The sequence below is a fragment of the Nonomuraea montanisoli genome, assembly GCF_013363975.1.
Classification (GTDB): domain Bacteria; phylum Actinomycetota; class Actinomycetes; order Streptosporangiales; family Streptosporangiaceae; genus Nonomuraea; species Nonomuraea montanisoli.
This window is the reverse complement of sequence record NZ_JABWGN010000016.1, coordinates 21,338-42,467: the sequence shown is the minus strand read 5'-3', so window position 1 is coordinate 42,467 and position 21,130 is coordinate 21,338. Positions and strand designations below refer to the sequence as shown.

21 protein-coding genes and 1 pseudogene are annotated in these 21,130 nt (G+C 72.6%); 16 read left to right on the top strand and 6 right to left on the bottom strand.

The features are described 5' to 3' along the window. Position 1: 1 nt before the first annotated feature. Positions 2–631: a cytidylate kinase-like family protein gene (locus tag HTZ77_RS34960; RefSeq protein WP_175594025.1), complete on the top strand. Its 630-nt coding sequence runs from the start codon at positions 2–4 to the stop codon at positions 629–631. A gap of 56 nt (positions 632–687) precedes the next feature. After that, positions 688–2,097: an NAD-dependent malic enzyme gene (locus tag HTZ77_RS34955; RefSeq protein WP_175594024.1), complete on the top strand. Its 1,410-nt coding sequence runs from the start codon at positions 688–690 to the stop codon at positions 2,095–2,097. A 282-nt stretch (positions 2,098–2,379) separates the two neighbouring features. Here the strand turns inward: HTZ77_RS34955 and HTZ77_RS34950 are convergent, their stop codons facing one another. Then, positions 2,380–3,774, bottom strand: a complete 1,395-nt coding sequence (locus tag HTZ77_RS34950) for an MFS transporter (protein WP_205304362.1) — start codon at positions 3,772–3,774, stop codon at positions 2,380–2,382. A 67-nt stretch (positions 3,775–3,841) separates the two neighbouring features. Between HTZ77_RS34950 and HTZ77_RS34945 the strand changes: the two genes are divergently transcribed. Beyond that, positions 3,842–4,552: a TetR/AcrR family transcriptional regulator gene (locus tag HTZ77_RS34945; RefSeq protein WP_175594023.1), complete on the top strand. Its 711-nt coding sequence runs from the start codon at positions 3,842–3,844 to the stop codon at positions 4,550–4,552. A gap of 17 nt (positions 4,553–4,569) precedes the next feature. Continuing rightward, positions 4,570–5,148 (top strand): YqgE/AlgH family protein, encoded by a 579-nt coding sequence (locus tag HTZ77_RS34940; protein WP_175594022.1) that lies wholly within the window; start codon positions 4,570–4,572, stop codon positions 5,146–5,148. A gap of 4 nt (positions 5,149–5,152) precedes the next feature. Here the strand turns inward: HTZ77_RS34940 and HTZ77_RS34935 are convergent, their stop codons facing one another. Further along, positions 5,153–5,827, bottom strand: a complete 675-nt coding sequence (locus tag HTZ77_RS34935; RefSeq protein WP_175594021.1) for a TetR/AcrR family transcriptional regulator — start codon at positions 5,825–5,827, stop codon at positions 5,153–5,155. Positions 5,828–5,982: 155 nt separating this feature from the next. Here HTZ77_RS34935 and HTZ77_RS34930 point away from each other — a divergent pair. The 6 genes and pseudogenes from HTZ77_RS34930 to HTZ77_RS34905 form a co-directional block, all read left to right on the top strand. Continuing rightward, positions 5,983–7,621 (top strand): annotated as a pseudogene (locus HTZ77_RS34930) (DHA2 family efflux MFS transporter permease subunit); the annotation flags it as partial. Between the two features lie 71 nt (positions 7,622–7,692). Then, positions 7,693–7,953, top strand: coding sequence for a DUF3039 domain-containing protein (locus tag HTZ77_RS34925; protein ID WP_175594019.1), 261 nt, complete (start codon positions 7,693–7,695; stop codon positions 7,951–7,953). A 77-nt stretch (positions 7,954–8,030) separates the two neighbouring features. Beyond that, entirely contained in the window at positions 8,031–9,092 is a 1,062-nt protein-coding gene (locus HTZ77_RS34920; RefSeq protein ID WP_175594018.1) for a zinc metalloprotease, read from the top strand. A 9-nt stretch (positions 9,093–9,101) separates the two neighbouring features. Further along, a complete protein-coding gene (locus HTZ77_RS34915) occupies positions 9,102–10,499 on the top strand; it encodes an MFS transporter (protein WP_175594017.1) in 1,398 nt (465 codons plus the stop codon). A gap of 615 nt (positions 10,500–11,114) precedes the next feature. Continuing rightward, positions 11,115–12,311, top strand: coding sequence for a hypothetical protein (locus tag HTZ77_RS34910; protein ID WP_175594016.1), 1,197 nt, complete (start codon positions 11,115–11,117; stop codon positions 12,309–12,311). A gap of 134 nt (positions 12,312–12,445) precedes the next feature. Next, a complete protein-coding gene (locus tag HTZ77_RS34905) occupies positions 12,446–14,194 on the top strand; it encodes a DEAD/DEAH box helicase (RefSeq protein ID WP_175594015.1) in 1,749 nt (582 codons plus the stop codon). Between the two features lie 198 nt (positions 14,195–14,392). Here the strand turns inward: HTZ77_RS34905 and HTZ77_RS34900 are convergent, their stop codons facing one another. Continuing rightward, positions 14,393–15,451, bottom strand: a complete 1,059-nt coding sequence (locus HTZ77_RS34900) for a LacI family DNA-binding transcriptional regulator (protein WP_175594014.1) — start codon at positions 15,449–15,451, stop codon at positions 14,393–14,395. A gap of 73 nt (positions 15,452–15,524) precedes the next feature. On the opposite strand from HTZ77_RS34900, the gene HTZ77_RS34895 reads away from it, so the two are divergent. Beyond that, positions 15,525–15,701, top strand: coding sequence for a hypothetical protein (locus HTZ77_RS34895; protein WP_175594013.1), 177 nt, complete (start codon positions 15,525–15,527; stop codon positions 15,699–15,701). A gap of 26 nt (positions 15,702–15,727) precedes the next feature. Here the strand turns inward: HTZ77_RS34895 and HTZ77_RS34890 are convergent, their stop codons facing one another. The 3 genes from HTZ77_RS34890 to HTZ77_RS34880 all read right to left on the bottom strand — a co-directional run bounded on the left by HTZ77_RS34890 (position 15,728) and on the right by HTZ77_RS34880 (position 18,453). Beyond that, a complete protein-coding gene (locus tag HTZ77_RS34890; protein ID WP_175594012.1) occupies positions 15,728–16,441 on the bottom strand; it encodes a hypothetical protein in 714 nt (237 codons plus the stop codon). 150 nt (positions 16,442–16,591) lie between these two features. After that, complete coding sequence (locus HTZ77_RS34885; RefSeq protein WP_175594011.1) at positions 16,592–17,161, bottom strand: isochorismatase family protein; 570 nt, start codon at positions 17,159–17,161, stop codon at positions 16,592–16,594. A 14-nt stretch (positions 17,162–17,175) separates the two neighbouring features. Beyond that, positions 17,176–18,453, bottom strand: coding sequence for a nicotinate phosphoribosyltransferase (locus tag HTZ77_RS34880; protein WP_175594182.1), 1,278 nt, complete (start codon positions 18,451–18,453; stop codon positions 17,176–17,178). Positions 18,454–18,496: 43 nt separating this feature from the next. Here HTZ77_RS34880 and clpS point away from each other — a divergent pair, with 43 nt between their 5' ends. The 5 genes from clpS (at position 18,497) to HTZ77_RS34855 (ending at position 21,101) form a co-directional block, all read left to right on the top strand. After that, positions 18,497–18,799: an ATP-dependent Clp protease adapter ClpS gene (gene clpS, locus HTZ77_RS34875; protein WP_205304359.1), complete on the top strand. Its 303-nt coding sequence runs from the start codon at positions 18,497–18,499 to the stop codon at positions 18,797–18,799. Between the two features lie 10 nt (positions 18,800–18,809). Further along, on the top strand, positions 18,810–19,331 hold the full coding sequence (locus HTZ77_RS34870) for a DUF2017 domain-containing protein (protein ID WP_175594010.1): 522 nt from the start codon (positions 18,810–18,812) through the stop codon (positions 19,329–19,331). A gap of 9 nt (positions 19,332–19,340) precedes the next feature. Beyond that, entirely contained in the window at positions 19,341–19,742 is a 402-nt protein-coding gene (locus HTZ77_RS34865) for a Mov34/MPN/PAD-1 family protein (RefSeq protein WP_175594009.1), read from the top strand. A 137-nt stretch (positions 19,743–19,879) separates the two neighbouring features. Further along, on the top strand, positions 19,880–20,152 hold the full coding sequence (locus HTZ77_RS34860; RefSeq protein ID WP_175594008.1) for a MoaD/ThiS family protein: 273 nt from the start codon (positions 19,880–19,882) through the stop codon (positions 20,150–20,152). A gap of 1 nt (position 20,153) precedes the next feature. Further along, the gene (locus HTZ77_RS34855) at positions 20,154–21,101 is read left to right on the top strand and encodes a PLP-dependent cysteine synthase family protein (RefSeq protein WP_175594007.1); all 948 of its coding nucleotides are present in this window, start codon (positions 20,154–20,156) and stop codon (positions 21,099–21,101) included. The last annotated feature ends 29 nt before the right edge of the window (positions 21,102–21,130 follow it).

Here is a 21,130-nt window from a genome sequence, read left to right as displayed (position 1 = left end):
TGTGCGGGTCGTCACCATCTCGGCGACGTACGGCACGGCCGGCGGCCACATCGGCCCGGCCGTGGCCGAATGCCTCGGCGTGCCGTTCGTCGACCGCGCGATCCCCGGCGCCGTGGCCGAGGAGCTCGGCTGCACCCTGGAGGAGGCGCTGGCCCACGACGACCGGGCCGCGCACGGCCTGGCCAGGCTGCTGGCCGGGGCGATGCGGTTGCCCACGGTCACCTTCGGCGGCGTCGACATGTACGTGCCGGGAGCGATGCCGCTGGCGCCGGAGGAGTTCGTCCGGCGCACCGAGCGGGTGCTCGTGGAGACGGCCCGCGCCCAGGGCGGCGTCTTCCTGGGCCGCGCCGGGGCGATCGTGCTCGCCGACCATCCCGGCGCGCTGCACGTGCGGCTCGACGCGCCGCTGCGCCGGCGGGTGCTCCAGACGGCCACGCTGAGCGAGATGCCGGAGCGCGACGCCCTGAAGCTCATCGAGCGCAACGACCGCGCGCGCACCGCGTACGTGCGGCACTTCTACCGCGTGGATCCGGCCGATCCGGGCCTCTACCACCTGGTGGTCGACAGCACGAGCATCCCGGTGCCGGCGTGCGTGGACCTCATCGTCACGGCGGCCGAGGCACTGGCCTGACCGGGTTCCCCCTACCATAGGAGAACTTCTTGGTCAGGCCCGAAGGAGCGATTGACGTGGCGACCGTCCCGAGTGTGTCGTACTCCATCACTGTGCGGCTGGAGGTGCCGGCAGGCGGCAAGGCCGTCAGCCAGCTCACCCACGCCGTAGAGTCGGCAGGCGGCGTGGTCACCGCCCTCGACGTCACCAACGCGGGCCACGAGAAGCTGCGCATCGACGTCACCTGCGCGGCGCGCGACACCGACCACGCACAGGCCATCGTCGACCAGCTCGAGGCGGTCGAGGGCGTCGTCATCCACAAGGTCTCCGACCGCACCTTCCTCATGCACCTCGGCGGCAAGATCGAGATGGTGTCGAAGGTGCCGCTGCGCAACCGCGACGAGCTGTCGATGGCCTACACGCCCGGCGTGGCCCGGGTCTCGCTGGCGATCGCCCGCAACAAGGAGGACGCGCGCCGGCTGACCATCAAGCGCAACACGGTCGCGGTCGTCACCGACGGCTCGGCGGTGCTGGGCCTGGGCAACATCGGCCCGGAGGCGGCGCTGCCGGTCATGGAGGGCAAGGCGGCGCTGTTCAAACGCTTCGCCGGCATCGACGCCTGGCCGATCTGCCTCGACACGCAGGACGTCGACGAGATCGTCCGCGCGGTGCAGCTCATCGCGCCCGGCTTCGGCGGCATCAACCTGGAGGACATCTCCGCGCCGCGCTGCTTCGAGGTGGAGCGGCGGCTGCGCGAGCTGCTGGACATCCCGGTCTTCCACGACGACCAGCACGGCACGGCCATCTGCGTGCTCGCCGCGCTCACCAACGCGCTGCGCGTGGTGGGCAAGTCCATCGAGGACGTCAAGATCACCATGGCGGGCGCGGGCGCGGCCGGCAACGCGGTGCTGCGGCTGCTGCTCGCGGCGGGCGCCCGCAACGTCGTGGTGTGCGACTACCTCGGCGCCGTCCACCAGGGGCGCGACGACCTCGACGAGTCGCTGCGGTGGATCGCCGAGCACACCAACGCCGAGGGCTACTCCGGCGACCTGCGCGGCGCGGTCAAGGACGCCGACGTGTTCGTGGGCGTGTCCGCGCCGGGCATCCTCACGGGCGACGACATCGCCACGATGGCGCGCGACGCGGTGGTCTTCGCGCTGGCCAACCCGGAGCCCGAGGTCTCGCCCGACGACGCCCGCGAGCACGCGGCCGTGGTGGCGACGGGCCGCTCCGACTACCCCAACCAGATCAACAACGTGCTGGCGTTCCCGGGCGTCTTCCGTGGCCTGCTCGACGCGCAGGCCACGGAGGTGTCGATGCAGATGCTGCTGGCCGCCGCGGGGGCGCTGGCGGCCGTCGTCACGCCGGAGGAGCTGGGTCCCAACTACATCATCCCGAGCGTCTTCCACCCGGACGTGGCGGGTGCTGTGGCGGCGGCGGTCCGCGAGTCGGCCGGCGGCCGCGCGCGAGGCTTCACCGAAGCATAAAGATCAATATTTTTTACGGCACAGCCTGGTTGCCCCCAGTCGCCGCACGGGGCTGGGGGCCTCCAGGGAGACGGCCGCTGACCGGATGGTGGCGGGCCGCCGTCACGGCGCACTGTTGACCATGGCTTCCGTGTCTCCTCGACCGCCTCAGGAGAATGTCTCTCTGGCCGCTTCAGGAGGATCCCCTTGATCCTTCTGGAAGACCCTTGAGGTGAGTCCCTGTGGCGGTGTCCCACGCGGTCCGGCTGCCTGGACCTGGCGTCAGCCGGCCCGCTGGGTGTTTCAGCGGTTGGGGCGGATCGCTGTCGCCGCGAGTGCCAGGGCGGCGTTGACCAGGACGGCCACGACCAGCCCGTGCAGCACGGCCGCCGCCCCCGATCCCGGCCCCATGGCCGCCGTGGCGACGGCGCTCATCACCGGGATGCCCATCGTGATGCCCACCTGCTGCGTCATCGTGGCGATGCCCGTGGCCAGGCCCTGCTCGGCGTCGGGCAGGCCCGAGGTGGCCGTGACCATGAAGGCGACGATGGCCAGCATGTTGCCGACGCCGCCGACGAAGGTGGCCGCCAGGAGCAGCCAGATCGAGCCCGGCCCGGTCCCGAGCAGCGCCAGCGACGCCGTGGCCACGGCCTGCACGCCGAAGCCCACCGCCAGCGCCCTGCGCGTGCCCGTGCGCGCCAGCACGCGCGGCGCGGCCAGCCCGCCGGCGACCGTGCCGAGCCCGAGCACCCCGAAGGCCAGCCCGGTGGCCAGCGGCGAGTAGCCGAGCACCTTCTGCAGGTACAGCGTCAGCAGGAACACCAGCGACGTCTCGGTCGCGAACGCCACCAGGCCGGCCAGGTTGCCCCACCTGACGTTCGGCCGGGCCAGGACGGCCGGCGGCACCAGCGGAGAGGCGGAGCGCCGCTCGGCGAACCGGAAGGCCGCGAGCAGCGCCGCGGCGGCGGCCAGCGAGCCGAGCGCGAGCGGATCGGCGAAGCCGTGCTCGCCCGCGCGGGTCAGCCCGAACACGAGGGCCAGCAGACCGCCCGTCACGGTGACGGCCCCGGGCACGTCCATCGCCGGCCGCTCCGTGGGCCGGCTCTCCGTCAGCAGCGCCGGAGCCGTGACGAGGACGGCCAGCGCGACCGGAACGTTGATCAGGAACGCCCAGCGCCAGCTCAGCAGGTCGGTCAGCAGCCCGCCGAGCACGGCGCCCGAGGTGAAGCCGGCCGACATGAGCGCGCCGTTCAGCCCCAGAGCCCGCGAGCGCAGCGGCCCCTCCGGGAACGAGGTGGTCAGCAGGGACAGGCCGGCCGGGGTGACCACGGCCGTGGCCAGCCCTTGGGCCACCCTGGCGGCCAGCAGTATGCCGGGCGAGCTCGCCAGCCCGCCGGCCAGCGAGGACAGCCCGAGCAGTGCCATCCCCGCCAGGAACAGCCTGCGCCGGCCGTAGAGGTCGGCGATCCGGCCCGCCAGCAACGTGAACCCGGCGGCGGCCAGCGCGAAGGCGGTCGCCACCCACTGCAGGTCGGCCAGCGCGAACCCGAGGCCCGCGCCGATGACGGGCAGCGCGACGTTCAGGATGGAGAAGTCCACGGCCAGCATGAACTGCGAGCCCAGCAGCAGCACGAGGATCAGGCGTTGGCGTCCGGTCATGCGCGCCGCGGCGGGCGCGCGTTCGGTGAGCGCGGTCATGTCGCCCCCTTAATGGGTCGATTGTTCCGTTAAGATGAGAGCGACGGTAACACAGAAGGGTGCGCTAATGGAACAGGAGTCCCGTTTGGCGGGCATGCAGCGGCCCGGCGGCCGGACGGCGCGGGTGCGCGAGGCCGTGCTCGCCGCGACCCAGGACGAGCTGGTGGAGCGGGGCTTCCACGGGCTGGCGATGGACCAGGTGGCCGCCCGGGCCGGCGTGGGCAAGACCACGGTCTACCGGCGCTGGGGAAGTCCGGCGGGCCTGGTGGCCGACCTCATGACGGAGCTGGCCGAGCAGTCCTCGCCGCACGCCGACACGGGCTCGGCGGAGGCCGACCTGCGCGCGAACGCGGCCTCGGTCCTCGGGGCCGTCACCGACCGGCGGCTCGGGGCGACGTTCCAGGCGGTCATCGCCGCCGCCACGTGCGAGGAGGAGGCCGCCGCCGCCCTGCGTGCCTTCTACGGCCGGCGCGTCGCCGAGTGGGCCCGCTCCGTGGAGCGCGCGGTCGAGCGCGGTGAACTGCCCGAGGGCACGGACGCGGCCGAGGTCGTCCGGGCGGTGTCCGCCCCGCTGTACTACCGGCTGCTCGTCACGAAGGAGCCGGTGGACGAGGACGTGGCCGCCAGGTCCGCGCTCCAGGCGCTCGCCGCCGCGCGGGCCGGCGCCTTCGTCCGCCCGGCTCCGGCTGTTGCTTCCTCCGCTGAAAGGGGAAGATCCACGTCCGTACGAGTGCAAAACGTAACAACGGCGGACCAGGGGAGCGAGATGCGCGGGTGACCCTTCATGATGGATGTATGGCGGAAGCGATCTACGTCGGCGGTCTGTTGGTGGCGACGCCGCTTCTCGATGACCCGAACTTCCGGCGTAGCGTCGTGCTGATCCTCGAACACGACTCCGAGGGCGGCACCCTGGGCGTGGTGCTCAACCGGCCGAGCGAGATCTCCGTGACCCAGGTGCTGCCCGTGTGGGATCCCCTGGTGACCGGCCCGCCGGTGCTGTTCGAGGGCGGCCCGGTGCAGACCGACAGCGCGCTGGCCCTCGCCGCGGTGCCCAGCGGCGAGGAACCCCTGGGATGGCGCCGCCTCCACGCGGGCACGCCGTCCGTCTCCCGGCTCGGCACCGTCGACCTGGACGCGCCACCCGAGATCCTCCAGGGCGAGATCTCGCAGATGCGGATCTTCGCCGGGTACGCCGGGTGGACGTCGGGTCAGCTGGAGAGCGAGATCGCCGAGGGGGCCTGGTACGTGGTCGACTCCGAGGCGGGCGACACCTTCCACGCCGACCCGCGCTCACTGTGGCGGCACGTGCTGCGGCGCCAGCGCGGCGAGCTGGCGTTCGTGGCCAACTGCCCGGAGGACCCGACCATGAACTGACGCCCTAGGCGTCCGATCCCTCCCGCGAGGCCGGGGGAGCGGGCGCGGCGGGCGGCTCCGGAGCGTCCTGCAGGTCCCAGCCGGGCCGCAGCATGCCCTCCACGAGCGTGATCGTCTCCTCCATCTGCTCCAGGACCTCTCCCAGGTCGGGCTGGTCCTTGTGCGGGCACTCGAACCCGACCCGCAGCGCCGCCATGGCGATGGCCACCACCAGGTGCGACATCCGGTCGTCGGCCGGATCGACGCCCCGGCGGGCGGCCACCGCGGCGGCCAGGCGGCGTTCGGTCTCGGCGCCCCTGGCCACCGACAGGCCCACCAGGTGAGGGTGGTCGTCCAGCAGCCGGCGCAGTTTGAGGAACCGCCCCGCGTCCTGCGGCGTTGATTCCTGCATGTCGCCCAGCAGCGCGCGCAGCCCGTGGACCATCGAGGTGAACGGGGGCTCGCCGGGCGGTCGGGAACGCAGGGTCTCCGTGATGATCTGCTCGCCGTGGTCGTGGAACCACAGGACGAGGCTGTCCTTGCTGGTGAAGTAGCGGAAGAAGGTGCGCGGCGAGATGTCGACGGCCCCCGCTATCTGCTCCACGGTGGTGGAGTCGTACCCTTGTTCGAGGAACAGATCGAGCGCGGCGTCAAGGATCGCCAGGCGCGTCTTCTCCTTCTTGCGTTCCCGTAGACCCATGGGCGTCACTCCCTCGACATCTTCGTGTCACAGTGTGACAGAAGTCGCTCTCTGACTTTTCTAAATGGTTTGAGATCTTTCAGCGACTGACATAGATTACCTGACGTCTGAAGAGATCGTTGCCTCGGCGTGAGGCAGGTGTTGAAGGAGTTTTCGTGGCGAATGTGAAGGCGGTAGACGCGCCGCCGGCATCGGAGTCCGGTGCCGCGCGAGCGGGGGGCAATCCATGGCTCGTGCTGCTCGCGGTGAGCCTCGGCGTCATCATGGTGATGCTCGACGGCACGGTGGTCGGCATCGCCAACCCGGTCATCGGGCGGGAGCTCGGCGCCTCGCTGTCCGACCTGCAGTGGGTCACCAGCGGCTACCTGCTGGCCCTGGCCGTCTTCCTGATCACCGCCGGCAAGCTGGGCGACCTGTTCGGCCACAAGCGGGTGTTCCTCATCGGCGTGGCCGGGTTCGCGCTCTCGTCGATCGGCATCGGCCTCAGCCAGGAGCTGGCCGACGTCATCCCGGGCCTGTCGCCCGTGGGCGCCCTGATCGGCCTGCGCGTGCTGCAGGGCCTGTTCGGCGCGCTGCTCCAGCCGAACGCGCTGGCGCTGCTGCGCGGCGCCTTCCCCGGTGAGAAGCTCAACCAGGCCATGGGCGCCTGGGGCGCCATCATCGGCCTGTCCAGCGCCGCCGGCCCCATCGTGGGCGGCCTGCTGGTCGAGAAGGTGAGCTGGGAGTCGGTGTTCTTCATCAACGCCCCGGTCGGCATCGTGGCGCTGGTGATGGGCGTCCTCCTCATCAAGGAGAACCGCGCGCAGACGCTGGCCCGCATCGACTGGCTCGGCGTGGTGCTGCTGTCCGGCGCGATGTTCGCCCTGGTCTGGTCGGTCATCAAGGCGCCCGAGTGGGGCTGGGGCGACGGCAAGACCATCGGCTTCCTCGCCGGCTTCGCCGTGCTGATCGCCGCGTTCGTCTTCTGGCAGAGCAAGGCCAGGCAGCCGCTGGTCCCGCTCTCCCTGTTCCGCAACCTGTCGGTCTCGATCGGCACCGTGCTCATGATGATGGTCGCGTTCGCCATGTTCGGCGCGATGTTCTTCCTGGGCTTCTTCTTCCAGGGCGTCCATGGCCTCACCCCGCTGGAGGCCGGCCTGCGCATGCTGCCGATGAGCGCCGGCATGATCGTGGCCTCGCCGCTGGCCGGCATGCTGATCGGCAAGCTCGGCGCGAAGGTCACCATGGCGATCGGCCTGGTCATCACCGCCGCCTCGATGTTCCTCATGGCGCAGCTCAGCATCGACGCCTCGTTCATCGAGAGCGCCATCCCGTTCGTGCTGCTCGCGTTCGGCCTGTCGCCGGTCTTCGTCGGCGCCACGGAGATCATCGTGGGCAACGCCCCGGTGGAGCTCAGCGGCGTCGCGGGCGGCATGCAGCAGTCGGCCATGCAGGTCGGCGGCGCGCTCGGCACCGCCATCCTGGGCGCGGTCATGGCGGGTGAGATCGCCGACAAGCTGCCCGGCTACCTCGGCCCGGCGGCCCAGCAGATCCCGCCCGCGCAGCTCTCGCTGCTGGAGAAGGCCGCGGCGTTCGGCGGGCTTCCGGCCGGCACGCCCGAGCAGATCGTGAAGGCGGTCGGCCCGGCGGTGCACAACGCGTTCATGGACGGCATGCACCTGGCGTTCCTCGTGAGCACCGGCGTCATGCTGCTCACGGCGGTCCTCACGCTGCTCGTCAAGGCGGGCCGCAAGTCCGACCAGAGCGCCCCGGTCCACATGGGCTGACGCTCTCCCGGTTCCGTCCCGTACGGCCCTCGCCCCTTTCCGGGGCGGGGGCCGTACGGCTGCCCGGGGCAGGAGGCGACGGGGCATAGACTCGGTGGGGTGAGCACGAAGATCCTCCCCGAGCAGGAAACGACGCCGAGGACGTCGCACGGCGACGGTGACCACGAGCGGTTCTCGCACTACGCGGACAAGCACAAGATCACCGAGAGCATGGTGACCGGCACGCCGATCCGCGCCCTGTGCGGCAAGGTGTGGGTGCCCAGCCGTGACCCGAAGAAGTACCCGGTGTGCCCGGAGTGCAAGGAGATCTACGAGGGTCTCCCGCCGGGCGGCGGCCAGGGCGACGACAAGAACCAGTGAGTGTTGCTCCCATGTGATCCTTCCCGGTCGCGTTACGGTCGGTAATCTGACCAACTCGATCGGTAACGGGGGATTGCATGGCCCGGCGCGCGACCGCCGTCTCTTTGGCATGCCTGCTGGCGACCGGGCTCGCGCCGCCGGGTCGCGGCGAGGCCGCCCTCCGGCCCGCCGGGGGGCGGGGCGTCACGGCCGTGACCGACACGAGGTCCACGGCCGCAGCCACAGCCGCGGGGTCCACGGCCGCGTCCACGTCCACGGGGGCGTCCAGATCCTCGGCGGCGTGCGGGCCCGAGGCGGCCGCGCGCGTCCGTGACCGCGGCCCGGAGCCGCGCCAGCCGCAGCCCCAGGACGTGGGCCGGGTCCTCGCCGAGCTGGGCAAGGGCCTGGCCGGGGGCCGGGCGCCCGAGCGCGTCGTCGTGCCCGTGTGGGTCCACGTCCTCACCGACGGCGTCACCCGCGCCGCCACCTCCGCCGTCAAGGCGCAGTTCGCCGCGCTCAGGGACGCCTACGCCGGCAAGTTCGGCGGCGTCGACACCGGGGTCACCTTCCGCCTGGCGGGAGCCCGGCTCGTGCGCAACGCCGAGTGGTTCGCCGACCCCACCACCAACGAGTCGGCCATGAAGCAGGAGCTGCGCAAGGGCGGCCCCGACACGCTCAACCTCTACATCGCCCAGCTCGACCGGCAGGTGCTCGGCTTCTCCACCTATCCGTACTGGTACAAGGACAACCCGCAGATCGACGGCGTGGTCGTCGACTGGCGCACGCTGCCCGGCGGCTCCTTCGCCGGCTACGACCGCGGCTACACCGCCGTCCACGAGATCGGCCACTGGCTCGGCCTGTTCCACACCTTCGAGAACGGCTGCCAGAACCCCGGCGACGGCATCGACGACACGCCGCCCGAGGCCAGCCCCACCGAGGGGTGCCCCGAGTCCAAGGACACCTGCAGCCCCGACGGGCGGCCCGACCCCGTCCACAACTTCATGGACTACGGCAGGGACACCTGCATGTGGGAGTTCACCGCCGGTCAGGCGGCGCGGATGCGCGAGATGTGGGCCGTCTACCGGGACCCGCCGTCCTCGCAGGCGGCGGCGCGGACAGAGGGGGGAGGCCGCCTCGCCGCGCTGAAGCGCCACACTTAAGATGTCCCGGTGACAGGACCGAAGGCACTCGACACTCCATACGACTCCGCTCAGGACACCGGCATCCTCGGGGCCGCCTACCGGGCTCCGACCCTCGGGATCCTGCTCGTGGTCACGCTCGTCGCCTTCGAGGGCATGTCGGTCGGCGTCGTCATGCCGGAGGTCTCCCGGCAGCTCCAGGCGCTCGACCTGTACGGGCTGAGCTTCTCGGCCTTCCTCATCGCCAGCCTGTTCGCCAACGTGGTGTCCGGCCTGTGGTCCGACCGGCGCGGCTACACGGCGCCGTTCCTGCTCGGCCTCGTGCTGTTCGTGGCGGGCATGGCGCTGGCCGGGGCCGCCGAAACCAAGATCATGTTCCTGGTCGCGCGGGCCGTGCAGGGGCTCGGCGCGGGCTCCACGGTCGTCGCCCTGTACGTGATGATCGCCCGCGTCTACCCGGCGGTGATGCGGCCCAAGGTCTTCGCCGCGGTGTCGGCCGCCTGGGTGGTGCCCGCCATGGTCGGCCCGGCCGTGGCCGGCTTCGTGGCCGGCGCGTGGGGCTGGCGGTGGGTGTTCTACGGCATCGTCCCGCTCGTCGTGCCCGCCCTGGCCATGCTCGTCCCCGCGCTGCGCCGGCGACCCGCCGAGGAGGAGACCGTCCGCTCGGAGGGGCCGCGCTCGCGGCCGCTGCCGATGACGCTCGCCGCCACCTCGGCCGCGGGCGGCGCCGGCGTGCTGCTGTACGGGGTGGACCGGCTGCACGTCACGCCCCTGCCCAGCGCGCTCGCGGCCGTCGCGGGCCTGGCCCTGCTCGGGTACGGGCTGAGCCGCCTGCTGCCGTCCGGGGCGCTGCGCTTCGGCCGCGGACTGCCCACGACGATCATGATGCGCGGCATGTTCTCGGCGCCCTTCTTCGGCGTGAACGCGTTCATCCCGCTCGCCCTGCAGTCCGCCAAGGGGTTCGACCCCACGGCCGCGGGCATCGCGCTGACCACCGGCGCCCTCGGCTGGTCGGCCGGCTCGTTCCTGCAGAGCCGCCGCACCGCCGAGCCGTACCGTCGGCTGCGGCTCGGCGCGGGCTGCGTGATGACGGGGGTGCTGCTGGCACTGCTGGCGGTGCTGCCGGGCGTCACCGGATGGATCGCGGTGCCCGCGTGGGTGATCGCCGGATTCGGGATGGGGCTCGGGATGACCACGGTCAGCGTCACGGCGCTCAAGCAGTCGCCGGTCAGCGAGCAGGGCGCCAACAGCGCGGCCCTGTCGGTGACGGACATGCTCGGGTCCGCGCTGTCGCTCGGGATCGGCGGCGCGCTGATCAACGTGATCGGGCACAGCCCGGCGGAGATCGCCCGCGGGTACGTGGTCATCTGCTGCGTCATGGGCGCCGTCGCCCTCGGCGCCACCCTCCTCGCCCCCAGAGTCCGCTGACCCCTCCTCCTTCCTCCCCGGGGGAGGGGAGTTCGCCTGGGTGGAAGGCACATTCCACCCCACCTGTCACAGCGGCCACGGTTCGCCGGACCGCGGGCGCGAGGAGTGATAGGACAGCGGCGAGGAGGTGTCATGGAGGACGACCACCTGGTCTGGCCCCCGAGCACCGGGGCGAGGCACCGCCGCACCCCTCCCCGGGATTCGCCGGACCCCGAGGAGCCGAGGGCCGTGCCGGCCCGGGGACGCGCCGGGGAGCCGCCCTACCCGCCGGTGAGGGGCGCGCGCGGCACCACCGGAGGGGCTGCCGGGGGAGCGGGACGCGGCCGCGGCCCCGAGGCGCCTCGGCGCCCCATGGCGGCGGTCCCGGACCCGCCTCCCGACCCGGCGCCCAGGCCCGCGCCTGACCCGGCGTCCCGGCCCGCCTCTGGCGGGGCGCCCAGGCCCGCGCCTGACCCGGCGCCCCGGCTCGCCTCTGGCGGGGCGCCCAGGCCCGCGCCTGACCCGGCGTCCCGGCCCGCCTCTGGCGGGGCGTCTCGGCCCGCTTCCGGCGCGCCCCGACCGGCTCCTGACCCGGTGCCCCGGCCCGCCTCTGGCGCGGCTTTCCGGGCCGTTCCCGTGCGGGGCGGCCGGGAGGAGGACCCGGACGAGGAGTTCTGGGGTCCCGAGGACGACGACCCCGACCTGGAGCACGGATCCTGGGCCCCGGTCTTCCGCCGCAAGCGGACGCCCGGCGAGGACGACGACACGCCCCGCCCCTGGAGTCCCCGGACCTCCCGCCCCGGGGCCGACGCGCTCCAGGACACGGCCAGGAGCGGACTGGCCCGCTGGCTCACCGGCCGCCCCCGCCGCGAGACCCCCGACGACCTGGACGACGCGCAGGACCCCGACGACCTCGACGCCCGGGACGATCAGCCGGGGTGGGGCGACCAGGACGACGACCTCGACGGTCGCGTCGGTCGGCCGGGGTGGGGCGACCAGGACGACGACCTCGACGGTCGCGTCGGTCGGCCGGGGTGGGGCCGCCAGGACCACGACCTCGACGGTCGCGACAACCGGCCGGGACGGGTCGACCAGGACGAAGACCTCGACGACCTCGACGATGTCGACGGCCGGGACGACCGGGACGGCCGGGCGGGGTGGGGCGGCCGGCGCGACGACCCCGGCCGCGGTCGGGGAGGCGCCTGGCGGGACTTCCGGCCCCCGTGGGACTCCCTCCCGCCCTCCGCCCGTATGTACGGCGCCCCCACCGCCCCCGGGCTTCCCGGGCGCGCGGGAAGCCAGCTCTGGCGTCGGGCCGGCACGGCGCTCGCGCTGCTGGCCACCGTCGCCGCCGTCGCCCTCCTCGGCGCCGCGGTCCTGAGGCAGTCGGACGACCCCGGCTCCCCGGCCCGCCTGGCCGACTCCCGGTCCAAGGTCGTCATCCCGCTGCCCGACGGCTGGCACGCGGGGACGGTGGCACCCGTGACCGGGTTCACCTCGGTCGCCCGCGACGGCGCCGGCGCGGTCGTCATGGCCAGGCCGGTCACGACCCCCGTGGGCGACGCGAAGAAGGCCACCGCCCAGGCCGCCGAGCTGTACTCCAGGCTGCTGCTCAAGGGCGACCGGGTCGGCGTGGTCGAGGACAAGGGTCTCGCCGGCGGGCACACCCGGGCCCTGCGCGCCGAGTACCAGGACGTCGTCAACCGGCCCGCGTACCTGAGAGTGATCCTGCTCACCCGCGACGGCGCCCCCGTCCTCCTCCTCGGGGTGCTCCAGCCCGAGGATCCCGCACGCAGACAGGCGCTGGACGCGCTGCTGGCGAGCGTGCGATAAGCCATCTGACGCCCAATAGCACGCAAGGACGACCTTGGCCAGGATCCGCGGTGCACGGCACGTCTTGTCGGTGTCCCCGATTACCCTTGGGTCACTGTGAGAGAGCGAAGCACACGAACCCCAGAGGTGATGCGGTGAGCACCTTCGCCGCGTCCCACCTTTCCCCCTCCTATCCCGACCGGGCCGCCTGGGGCACCGCCCCCAAGCTCCGCGCGTGGCAGGAGCAGGCGTTCGACCTCTACAACAGGCGTGAGCCACGCGACTTCCTCACCGTGGCGACCCCGGGCGCGGGCAAGACGACCTACGCCCTGCGGATCGCCAGCGAGCTGCTGGAGCGGGGAGTGGTCCGGGCGATCACCATCGTCACCCCCACCGAGCACCTCAAGCGGCAGTGGGCCGACGCCGCGGCCAAGGTCGGCATCGGCATCGACCCCGAGTTCAAGAACAGCCAGGGCACCACCTCCCGCGACTACACCGGCGTCGCGATCACCTACGCCCAGGTCGCCATGCACCCGGCCCTCCACCGGGCGCGCACCGAGGCGCGCAAGACGCTGGTCATCTTCGACGAGGTCCACCACGCCGGCGACGCCAAGTCGTGGGGCGACGGCATCCGCGAGGCGTTCGAGCCGGCCACCCGGCGGCTCCAGCTCACCGGCACGCCGTTCCGCTCCGACGACAACCCCATTCCCTTCGTCGCCTACGAGGAGGACGCCGAGGGCCTCAAGCGCAGCGTCGCCGACTACTCCTACGGCTACGGCCCCGCCCTCGACGACGGCGTCGTCCGTCCCGTGATCTTCCTCGCGTACTCCGGCGAGATGAAGTGGCGCACCCGGGCAGGCGACGAGATCGCCGCCACGCTCGGCACCCCGCTCACCAAGGACCAGCTCTCCCAGGCGTGGCGCGCCGCGCTCGACCCCAAGGGCGACTGGATCCGGCAGGTCATGCAGGCCGCCGACCGGCGGCTGACCGAGGTGCGCCGCGGCGTGCCCGACGCCGGCGGCCTGGTCATCGCGACCGACCACGAGACGGCCCGCGCCTACGCCCGCCACCTGCGCAACATCACCGGCGAGGGCGCCACGGTCGTGCTCTCCGACGACCCGGGCGCGTCCAAGAAGATCAAGGCGTTCGCCGCCTCGCAGGACCGCTGGCTGGTGGCGGTCCGCATGGTGTCGGAGGGCGTCGACATCCCGCGCCTGTGCGTCGGCGTCTACGCCACCTCGACCTCGACCCCGCTGTTCTTCGCCCAGGCCGTCGGGCGCTTCGTGCGCGCCCGCAAGCGCGGCGAGACCGCCTCGGTCTTCCTCCCCTCGGTGCCGACCCTCATGGGGCTGGCCAACGAGATGGAGGTGGAGCGCGACCACGTCCTCAACCGCCGCCCGCCCGAGGACGGCCTGGACGACAGCCTGCTGGAGCAGGCCAACCGCAAGCAGGACAATCCCGACGTCCTCGGCGACGAGCTGCCGTTCGAGACGATGGAGACGTCGGCGACGTTCGACAGGGTGCTGTTCGACGGCGGCGAGTTCGGCACGGGCGCCGCGGTGGGTTCGGCCGAGGAGGAGGACTTCCTCGGCCTGCCGGGGCTGCTGGAGCCCGACCAGGTGGCCACGCTGCTGCGCAAGCGGCAGTCCGAGCAGCAGGCGGCCAAGCGGCGCCAGCCCAAGGAGGAGGCGCCGGCGCTGTCACCGCACGAGCGGATCGCCGAGCTCCGGCGCGAGCTCAACGGCCTCGTGGGCGCCTGGAACCACCGCACGGGCCAGCCTCACGGCGTCATCCACTCGGAGCTGCGGCGTGCCTGCGGCGGGCCGCCGATCGCCCAGGCGACGGCCGAGCAGATCCAGGAACGCATCGACAAGATCCGCAACTGGGCCACCCAGCGCCGCTGACCGCCTCACACCGGCCGGGTCCGCTCGGAGCGGGCCCGGCCGGGCCGCTCGCGTAGGCGAGCTCGGCCATCCCTGCGCGGGTGAGTCCGGCCGCCCCTGCGTGGGCGAGCCTGTCCGCTTCTGCACGGGCGAGCCCGTCCGACGGCCGGCGTCCGGGACGGGTTAGCCGTCAGGGTCGCTCCATAGGCGGGTGAGTCGTCAGTGTCGCTCCAGGGGTGGGGGAGCGGTCGAGGCGCGCACGATCAGTGAGTGCGGGAACAGCAGGCGTTCGGGCCGCGCGGGCGCGCCCGCGAGCAGCAGGCGGCCCGCCTCCGCGCCGATCTCCTGCTTGGCCTGCCTGATCGTCGTGAGCCCGGCGTCCTGGGCGGCGCTGTCGGAGAAGCCCACCACCGAAAGCTCGCCCGGGACGTCCAGCCCGAGGTCGGCGGCGGCGTCGAGGACGCCCAGGGCGAGCACGTCGGTGTTGGTGAGGATGGCCGTCGGCCTGGGGCTCCTGGCCAGCAGGGCGTGGCCCGCCTGCCGGCCGGCCTCGCGGGAGTTGCGGCTCAGCTCGTAGAACGGCACCCCGGCCCAGTCGACGCCCGCCTCCTCGGCCGCCGCCTGGTAGCCGTCGCGCCGTCCGCGCATGGCCTCGAAGGTCGCCGCCCGCTGCCTGGCCACGTCGGCCCAGCCGATGTGGCCGTCGTCGTGCAGCCCGACCATGGCCACGCCGAGGCGCCGGTGTCCCAGCTCCAGGACGTGCCGGGCGGCCAGCGCCCCGGCGGCCGGCTCGTCGATGCCGAGGAAGGGGTGGCCGGGCACGTACGGCTCGTCCACCACCACCACGGGCAGCTTCCGGCCCAGCACCTCGTCCAGCGCGGGGTGGCCGTCGGGCAGCGAGACCACGCAGAACGCGTCCACCACGGCGTTGCGCACCGGCTCGGTCCGCTTGTCGCCGTGCGGGAGGGGGAGGATGAGCAGCCCGACGCCCGCGTCCTCGGCGGCGGTGGCCAGTCCCTGGAAGAAGCCGACGGCGTAGGGGTCGGCGAACGCGTAGGCCAGGGTCTCGCTGAAGAGCAGCCCGAGTGCCCCGGCCCGGCCGAGCCGCAGGGATCGCGCGGTGGGGTTGGGCCCCGCGTAGCCCAGCTCGTCGGCCACCTCCATGACGCGCCGCCGCAGCTCCGCGCTGACCTGGTCGGGCCGGGAGAACGCGTAGGAGACGGTGGCCCGCGACACGCCCAGCCTGTCGGCGATCGTCTGCAGCGTGACCTTGGCCATCCCCCAACCGTAGCGGAGCTCCTTGCGACGTCGTTCTTAATCAATTAAGGTCTTAATTGATTAAGGAGGCAGGATGGATGCCATGCAGGTCCTCGCGCACCAGACCGCGATGGGCTACCGGGACTCGCTCCGCGAGGCTCTCCCCGAGGCGCCGGTCAAGGCATCGCGGGACGGGGCCCGGGTCAGGCGGCGGCTGGCCGTCGCGCTCCGCTCGACCGCCGACCGCCTCGACCCGGTCACCGCCTGCTAGCCGCACCGGTCGCGGCGGGAGCTCGGTCAGGTGGCGGGGCGGCGGTCGGTGCCCGGGGCGCTCGGCGGGGTGGCCCGCCTGGGGATGCGGTGGCCGGACCTGCCGTCGATCAGCACGTAACGGCCGGCGTGCCCGTGACGTGCGCCCGCGAGGGATCGGCCGTGGCCGCCCGCCGCGTCCGCGAGCGGCACCCGCAGGGACGCCCGCCCCTCCTCGACCCGCACGGGCACCGTCGTCGCGCCCCCGCCCGGCACGCTCTCGTCCGAGTCGTGCTCAGTGCCATCCGCGTCGTGCTCGGCGTCGTCGCCGCTGGGAACGCCATCGGAGTCGTGCTCAGCGCCGCCGGGAGCGCCCGGGGCTGCGGCGGTGTCGTTCGCGGGGCCCTCGTGCAGCCAGACCGTGAGCCTGTGCCCGTCGGCCCGCAGCACCACGTCGGCCGTCGCGCACTCCCCGGCCGCCGCCGGCCACGACAGGACCAGCCCGCCGCGCCGTCCCTCCACCCGTCCCGTCTGGGGAACGGGCTCACGTGCCGCGCACTCCGCCCGCGTCTCCCGTGACGCCGCCACGGGCAGGCCGTGCGGATCGGGGACGCGGGCGGAGCGCGTGGCGATGGTCGCCACCTCCAGCATGGTCAGCGTCATGACCGCGCCGGCCCGCGCCCACGCGCGGCCGGAGACGAGCACCCACAGGCTGAACGGGCCCAGGACCAGCCAGGCCAGTCCGAGAGAGATGACGAGCATGAAGCGACCTCACACCGGGACGGGACACGTGACTCTCCGTGTTACTTCGCCCTCGGCACCGACGCTCCGTCTTGACGATCCCCTGAATGATCCATGGCGGATCGTGTACGTCTCAGGATCGTGGTGTACGTCTCAGGATCCGGTGCCGGGTCAGCGGACGATCGGGGCGCCGACGAGGACGACGCCCGCGGCCTCCATCTCCGCCAGGGCCACGTCCGTCGTGCCGCGCGACACCCCCGCCGTCAGGTCCAGCAGCACCCGTACGGCCAGCCCGTGCTTGACCGCGTCCAGCGCCGTGAACCGCACGCAGTAGTCGGCGGTGAGACCGGCCACGTCGACCTCGCGGACCCCGTGCCCGGTCAGCCACGCCACCAGGCTCACCCCGTCGCCCGAGGCGCCCTCGAAGCCGCTGTAGGCCGCCGTGCGGGCGCCCTTGCTGAACACCTCCTCGACCGCCGCCACGTCGAGGGCCGGGTGGAAGTCGGCGCCCGGGGTGCCGACGACGCAGTGGTGCGGCCAGCTCTCGGTGTAGTCGGGGGTCTGCGAGAAGTGCGCGCCCGGGTCCACGTGGTAGTCGCGGGTGGCCACCACGTGGTCGTAGGGGTGGTCGGCCACGTGCCGGGTGATCGCCGCCGCCACCTCCGAGCCGCCCGCCACGGCGAGGCTGCCGCCCTCGCAGAAGTCGTTCTGCACGTCAACAATGATCAAAGCGGTGCCCATAAAAGCACGATACGTCAGGCGAATTCCGTAGGAATCGCCGCGTATCCGCGGCCCAGGTGAAGGGCCTCCTGGGGCAAGGTCGCGATCCGCTCGGCGTGACGGGCGCGGGCGTCGGCCAGTGGCTCGCGGCCCACGGGCTCGCCGCCGCGCACCAGCTCGCGCAGCAGCGGCGCGCCGCCCTCCGGAGCCTCCGCCGAGGTGGTGATCAGCTCGGTCTCGGCGCGGCCCTGGTCGTCGAACAGCCGGTACGCGTGCTTGCGCCCGCCGCGCGACGGCTTGCCGACCGAGCGCTTGGCGACCGGCTCCAGCTCGCCCGTGGCGGTCTCGCGGGCCACCAGCTTGTAGACCATCGCGGCCGTGGGCACCCCGGACCCCGTCACCAGCGACGTGCCCACCCCGTAGCCGTCCACGGGGGCGGCGGCGAGCGCGGCGATGGCGTACTCGTCGAGGTCGGAGGTGACGAGGATGCGCGTGTCGAACGCGCCCAGCGCGTCGAGCTGCTCGCGGACCTCCTGGGCCGCGGCGGCGAGGTCGCCCGAGTCGATGCGGACGGCGCCCAGCTTGGTGCCGGCCAGCTCGACGGCGGTGCGCACGGCCTCGGCCACGTCGTAGGTGTCGACGAGCAGCGTGGTCTCGGGCCCCAGCGAGGCGATCTGCGCCTCGAACGCCTCGCGTTCGGAGTCGTGCAGCAGCGTGAAGGCGTGCGCGGCCGTGCCGGCCGTCGGGACGCCGTACACGTGCCCGGCCATGAGGTTCGAGGTGGAGGCGAAACCGGCGATGTAGGCGGCGCGGGCGGAGGCGACCGCGGCCCGCTCGTGGGTGCGGCGCGAGCCCATCTCGATGAGGGGCCGCCCGCCCGCCGCGTTGTGCATGCGCGAGGCGGCCGAGGCGATCGCCGAGTCGTGGTTGAGAACGGACAAGATCATGGTTTCGAGCAGCACCGCCTCGGCGAACGTGCCCTCGACGACCATGATCGGTGAGGCCGGGAAGTAGAGCTCCCCCTCGGCGTATCCGCAGATGTCGCCCGAGAAGCGGTACTCCGCCAGGAACTCCAGGGTGGACGCGTCGACCACGCGATTCTCCCGCAGGAAGGTGAGCTGTTCCTCACCGAAACGGAAGTGCTCCAGCTCGTCGAGGACGCGGCCCGTCCCGGCGACGACGCCGTAGCGCCTCCCGCCGGGCAGATGCCGGGCGAACACCTCGAAAACGGCGCGCCGGTGGGCGGCGCCGCTTCGCAGAGCCGCCTGCAGCATCGTCAGCTCATAGTGATCAGTCAGCAACGCGGTGCTCATGGGCAATGTCACGACTCGAAGACTACGGCGGAGGTAGGGCAGGATGGTGAATGTGGGTAGCACCGCTCCAATCGCCGTCGAGCGTCCGTCATCGGACGTCCGGCCCGATCTGCCATGGGTGACGATCGTCTGGAACGACCCGGTCAACCTCATGTCGTACGTGACGTACGTGTTCCAGACCGTCTTCGGCTACACCCGCGAGAAGGCCGAGAAGCTCATGCTGGACGTCCACCACAAGGGCAAGGCCGTCGTGTCCAGCGGCACGCGTGAAGAGATGGAACGCGATGTGCAGATTCTCCACTCCTACGGCCTGTGGGCGACGGTCCAGCCGGACTCGGTCAAGTGAGGCGGCACGCGTGAGCTCGGGATTCTCGTCGAAGGGCGGCGTCGTCGTCGCCGAGTTCGAGGCGCCGGAGGTGGCGATCCTGCGCTCGCTGGTGGAGCTCGTGCTCGGCCTGGTCGAGCCGGGGGAGACCGGCGACGACCCGCTGGAGCGGGCCCTCGGCATCGGCGCCGGCGAGGCGCCGTCCGATCCGGTGCTGGCCCGGCTGTTCCCCTCGGCGTACGACGACACGGGCGACGCGGCGGAGTTCCGCCGCTACACCGAGGCGACGCTGCGCGACGGCAAGCGCGCCGACGCGCGCACCATGCTCGACACGGCCCGGCCCGGACGCACGGAGCTGACGCCCGAGCAGGCCCAGGCGTGGCTGCGCGCGCTCAACGACGTCCGGCTGACCCTCGGCGTGCGGCTGGAGGTGACGGAGGAGGTCCACGAGGAGATCGCGACGATGTCCGAGGACGACCCCCGCTACCCCGCCTACGTGACCTACGACTGGCTCACCTACCTGCAGGACACCCTGGTCCGGGCCCTCTGGTAGCTTCCGGGCATGCTGACGATCTCGCAGGATCTCGTGGACAGGATCATCGCCCACGCGCGTGCCGATCACCCCGACGAGGCGTGCGGTGTGATCGCGGGGCGCGGCGGCGTGCCGGAGCGTTTCGTCCCGATGGAGAACGCCGAGCGCTCGCCCACCTTCTACCGCTTCGACTCGATGGAGCAGCTACGCGTCTGGCGCGAGATGGACGACCGCGACGAGGAGCCCGTCGTGATCTACCATTCGCACACGGCGACCGAGGCGTACCCCTCGCGCACGGACATCTCGTACGCCTCCGAACCCGACGCCCACTACGTGCTCGTCTCGACCCGAGACGAGCAGGACGTGGAGTTCCGCTCCTTCCGGATCGTCGACGGTGTCGTCTCCGAGGAAGAGGTAAGGTTCATCCCATGATGGTCCGGCCGGTGCAGAGCTTTCTCTTCGCGCACACCCCGGCTGTCGTCGTCTACGACTGTCGCTGACCTGGAATTCGCATCCAGCCGTCGGCGTTGCCGCCGATGGGACGACCCGACCTGAGGAGACTGAGCGAGATGGCCATCGAGGTTCGCATTCCGACCATCCTGCGTAACTACACCGGCGGCGCCAAGGCCGTGTCCGCCGAGGGCGCCACCCTCGACGAGCTGATCAGCAACCTGGAGTCCGCCCACCCCGGCATCAAGGAGCGCCTGGTCGACCAGGGCAACCTGCGCCGGTTCGTCAACGTCTACCTGAACGACGAGGACGTCCGCTTCCTCGGCGGCCTCGGCACGCCGGTGGCCGACGGTGACACGGTGACCGTCCTCCCGGCCGTCGCCGGCGGGTGACATGCGCTTCGATTCGCTGATCGAGTCGGTCGGCCGCACGCCTCTGGTCGGGCTGCCCCGGCTCTCGCCCGCGCCGGACGTGCGCATCTGGGCGAAGCTGGAGGACCGCAACCCGACCGGCTCGATCAAGGACCGTCCGGCGCTGTGGATGATCGAGCAGGCCGAGAAGGACGGGCTGCTGACCCCCGGCTGCACGATCCTGGAGCCGACCAGCGGCAACACCGGCATCTCGCTGGCCATGTCCGCCAAGCTCAAGGGCTACCGGCTGATCTGCGTCATGCCGGAGAACACCTCCGAGGAGCGCCGCCAGCTTCTGCGCATGTGGGGCGCCGAGATCATCTCGTCGCCGGCGGCGGGCGGCTCCAACGAGGCCGTGCGCCGGGCCAAGGAGCTCGCCGCGGCCAACCCGTCGTGGGTGATGCTCTACCAGTACGGCAACCCGGCCAACTGGCGCTCCCACTACGAGACGACCGGCCCGGAGATCCTGGCGGACCTGCCGACGGTCACCCACTTCGTCGCCGGGCTCGGCACGACCGGCACGCTCATGGGCGTCGGGCGGTTCCTGCGCGAGCACGTGCCCGACGTGAGGATCGTGGCGGCCGAGCCGCGCTACGGCGAGCTGGTCTACGGCCTGCGCAACGTCGACGAGGGCTTCATCCCCGAGCTGTACGACGAGTCGGTGCTGACCACCCGCTACTCGGTGGGCTCGGCCGACGCGCTGCGCCGCACCCGCGAGCTGCTGGCCGGCGAGGGCATCTTCGCCGGCGTGTCCACCGGCGCCGCCCTGCACGCGGCGCTCGGCGTGGCGGCCAAGGCGGTCAAGGCGGGGGAGCGGGCCGACGTGGTGTTCGTGGTGGCCGACGGCGGGTGGAAGTACCTGTCGACGGGCGCGTACGAGGGCACCCTCGACGAGGCGGAGGAGCGGCTGGAGGGCCAGCTCTGGGCCTGAGCCGCCCCTGACCCGGAGAACGACGAAGC

Bases quoted from the DNA above. Each gene is read 5' to 3' on its own strand.
- HTZ77_RS34950 (WP_205304362.1), bottom strand. From the start codon at position 3,774: ATGACCGCGCTCACCGAACGCGCGCCCGCCGCGGCGCGCATGACCGGA.
- HTZ77_RS34945 (WP_175594023.1), top strand. From the start codon at position 3,842: ATGGAACAGGAGTCCCGTTTGGCGGGCATGCAGCGGCCCGGCGGCCGG.
- HTZ77_RS34940 (WP_175594022.1), top strand. From the start codon at position 4,570: ATGGCGGAAGCGATCTACGTCGGCGGTCTGTTGGTGGCGACGCCGCTT.
- HTZ77_RS34935 (WP_175594021.1), bottom strand. From the start codon at position 5,827: ATGGGTCTACGGGAACGCAAGAAGGAGAAGACGCGCCTGGCGATCCTT.
- HTZ77_RS34920 (WP_175594018.1), top strand. From the start codon at position 8,031: ATGGCCCGGCGCGCGACCGCCGTCTCTTTGGCATGCCTGCTGGCGACC.
- HTZ77_RS34900 (WP_175594014.1), bottom strand. From the start codon at position 15,451: ATGGCCAAGGTCACGCTGCAGACGATCGCCGACAGGCTGGGCGTGTCG.
- HTZ77_RS34895 (WP_175594013.1), top strand. From the start codon at position 15,525: ATGGATGCCATGCAGGTCCTCGCGCACCAGACCGCGATGGGCTACCGG.
- HTZ77_RS34890 (WP_175594012.1), bottom strand. From the start codon at position 16,441: ATGCTCGTCATCTCTCTCGGACTGGCCTGGCTGGTCCTGGGCCCGTTC.
- HTZ77_RS34885 (WP_175594011.1), bottom strand. From the start codon at position 17,161: ATGGGCACCGCTTTGATCATTGTTGACGTGCAGAACGACTTCTGCGAG.
- HTZ77_RS34880 (WP_175594182.1), bottom strand. From the start codon at position 18,453: ATGAGCACCGCGTTGCTGACTGATCACTATGAGCTGACGATGCTGCAG.
- clpS (WP_205304359.1), top strand. From the start codon at position 18,497: ATGGTGAATGTGGGTAGCACCGCTCCAATCGCCGTCGAGCGTCCGTCA.
- HTZ77_RS34865 (WP_175594009.1), top strand. From the start codon at position 19,341: ATGCTGACGATCTCGCAGGATCTCGTGGACAGGATCATCGCCCACGCG.
- HTZ77_RS34860 (WP_175594008.1), top strand. From the start codon at position 19,880: ATGGCCATCGAGGTTCGCATTCCGACCATCCTGCGTAACTACACCGGC.
- HTZ77_RS34855 (WP_175594007.1), top strand. From the start codon at position 20,154: ATGCGCTTCGATTCGCTGATCGAGTCGGTCGGCCGCACGCCTCTGGTC.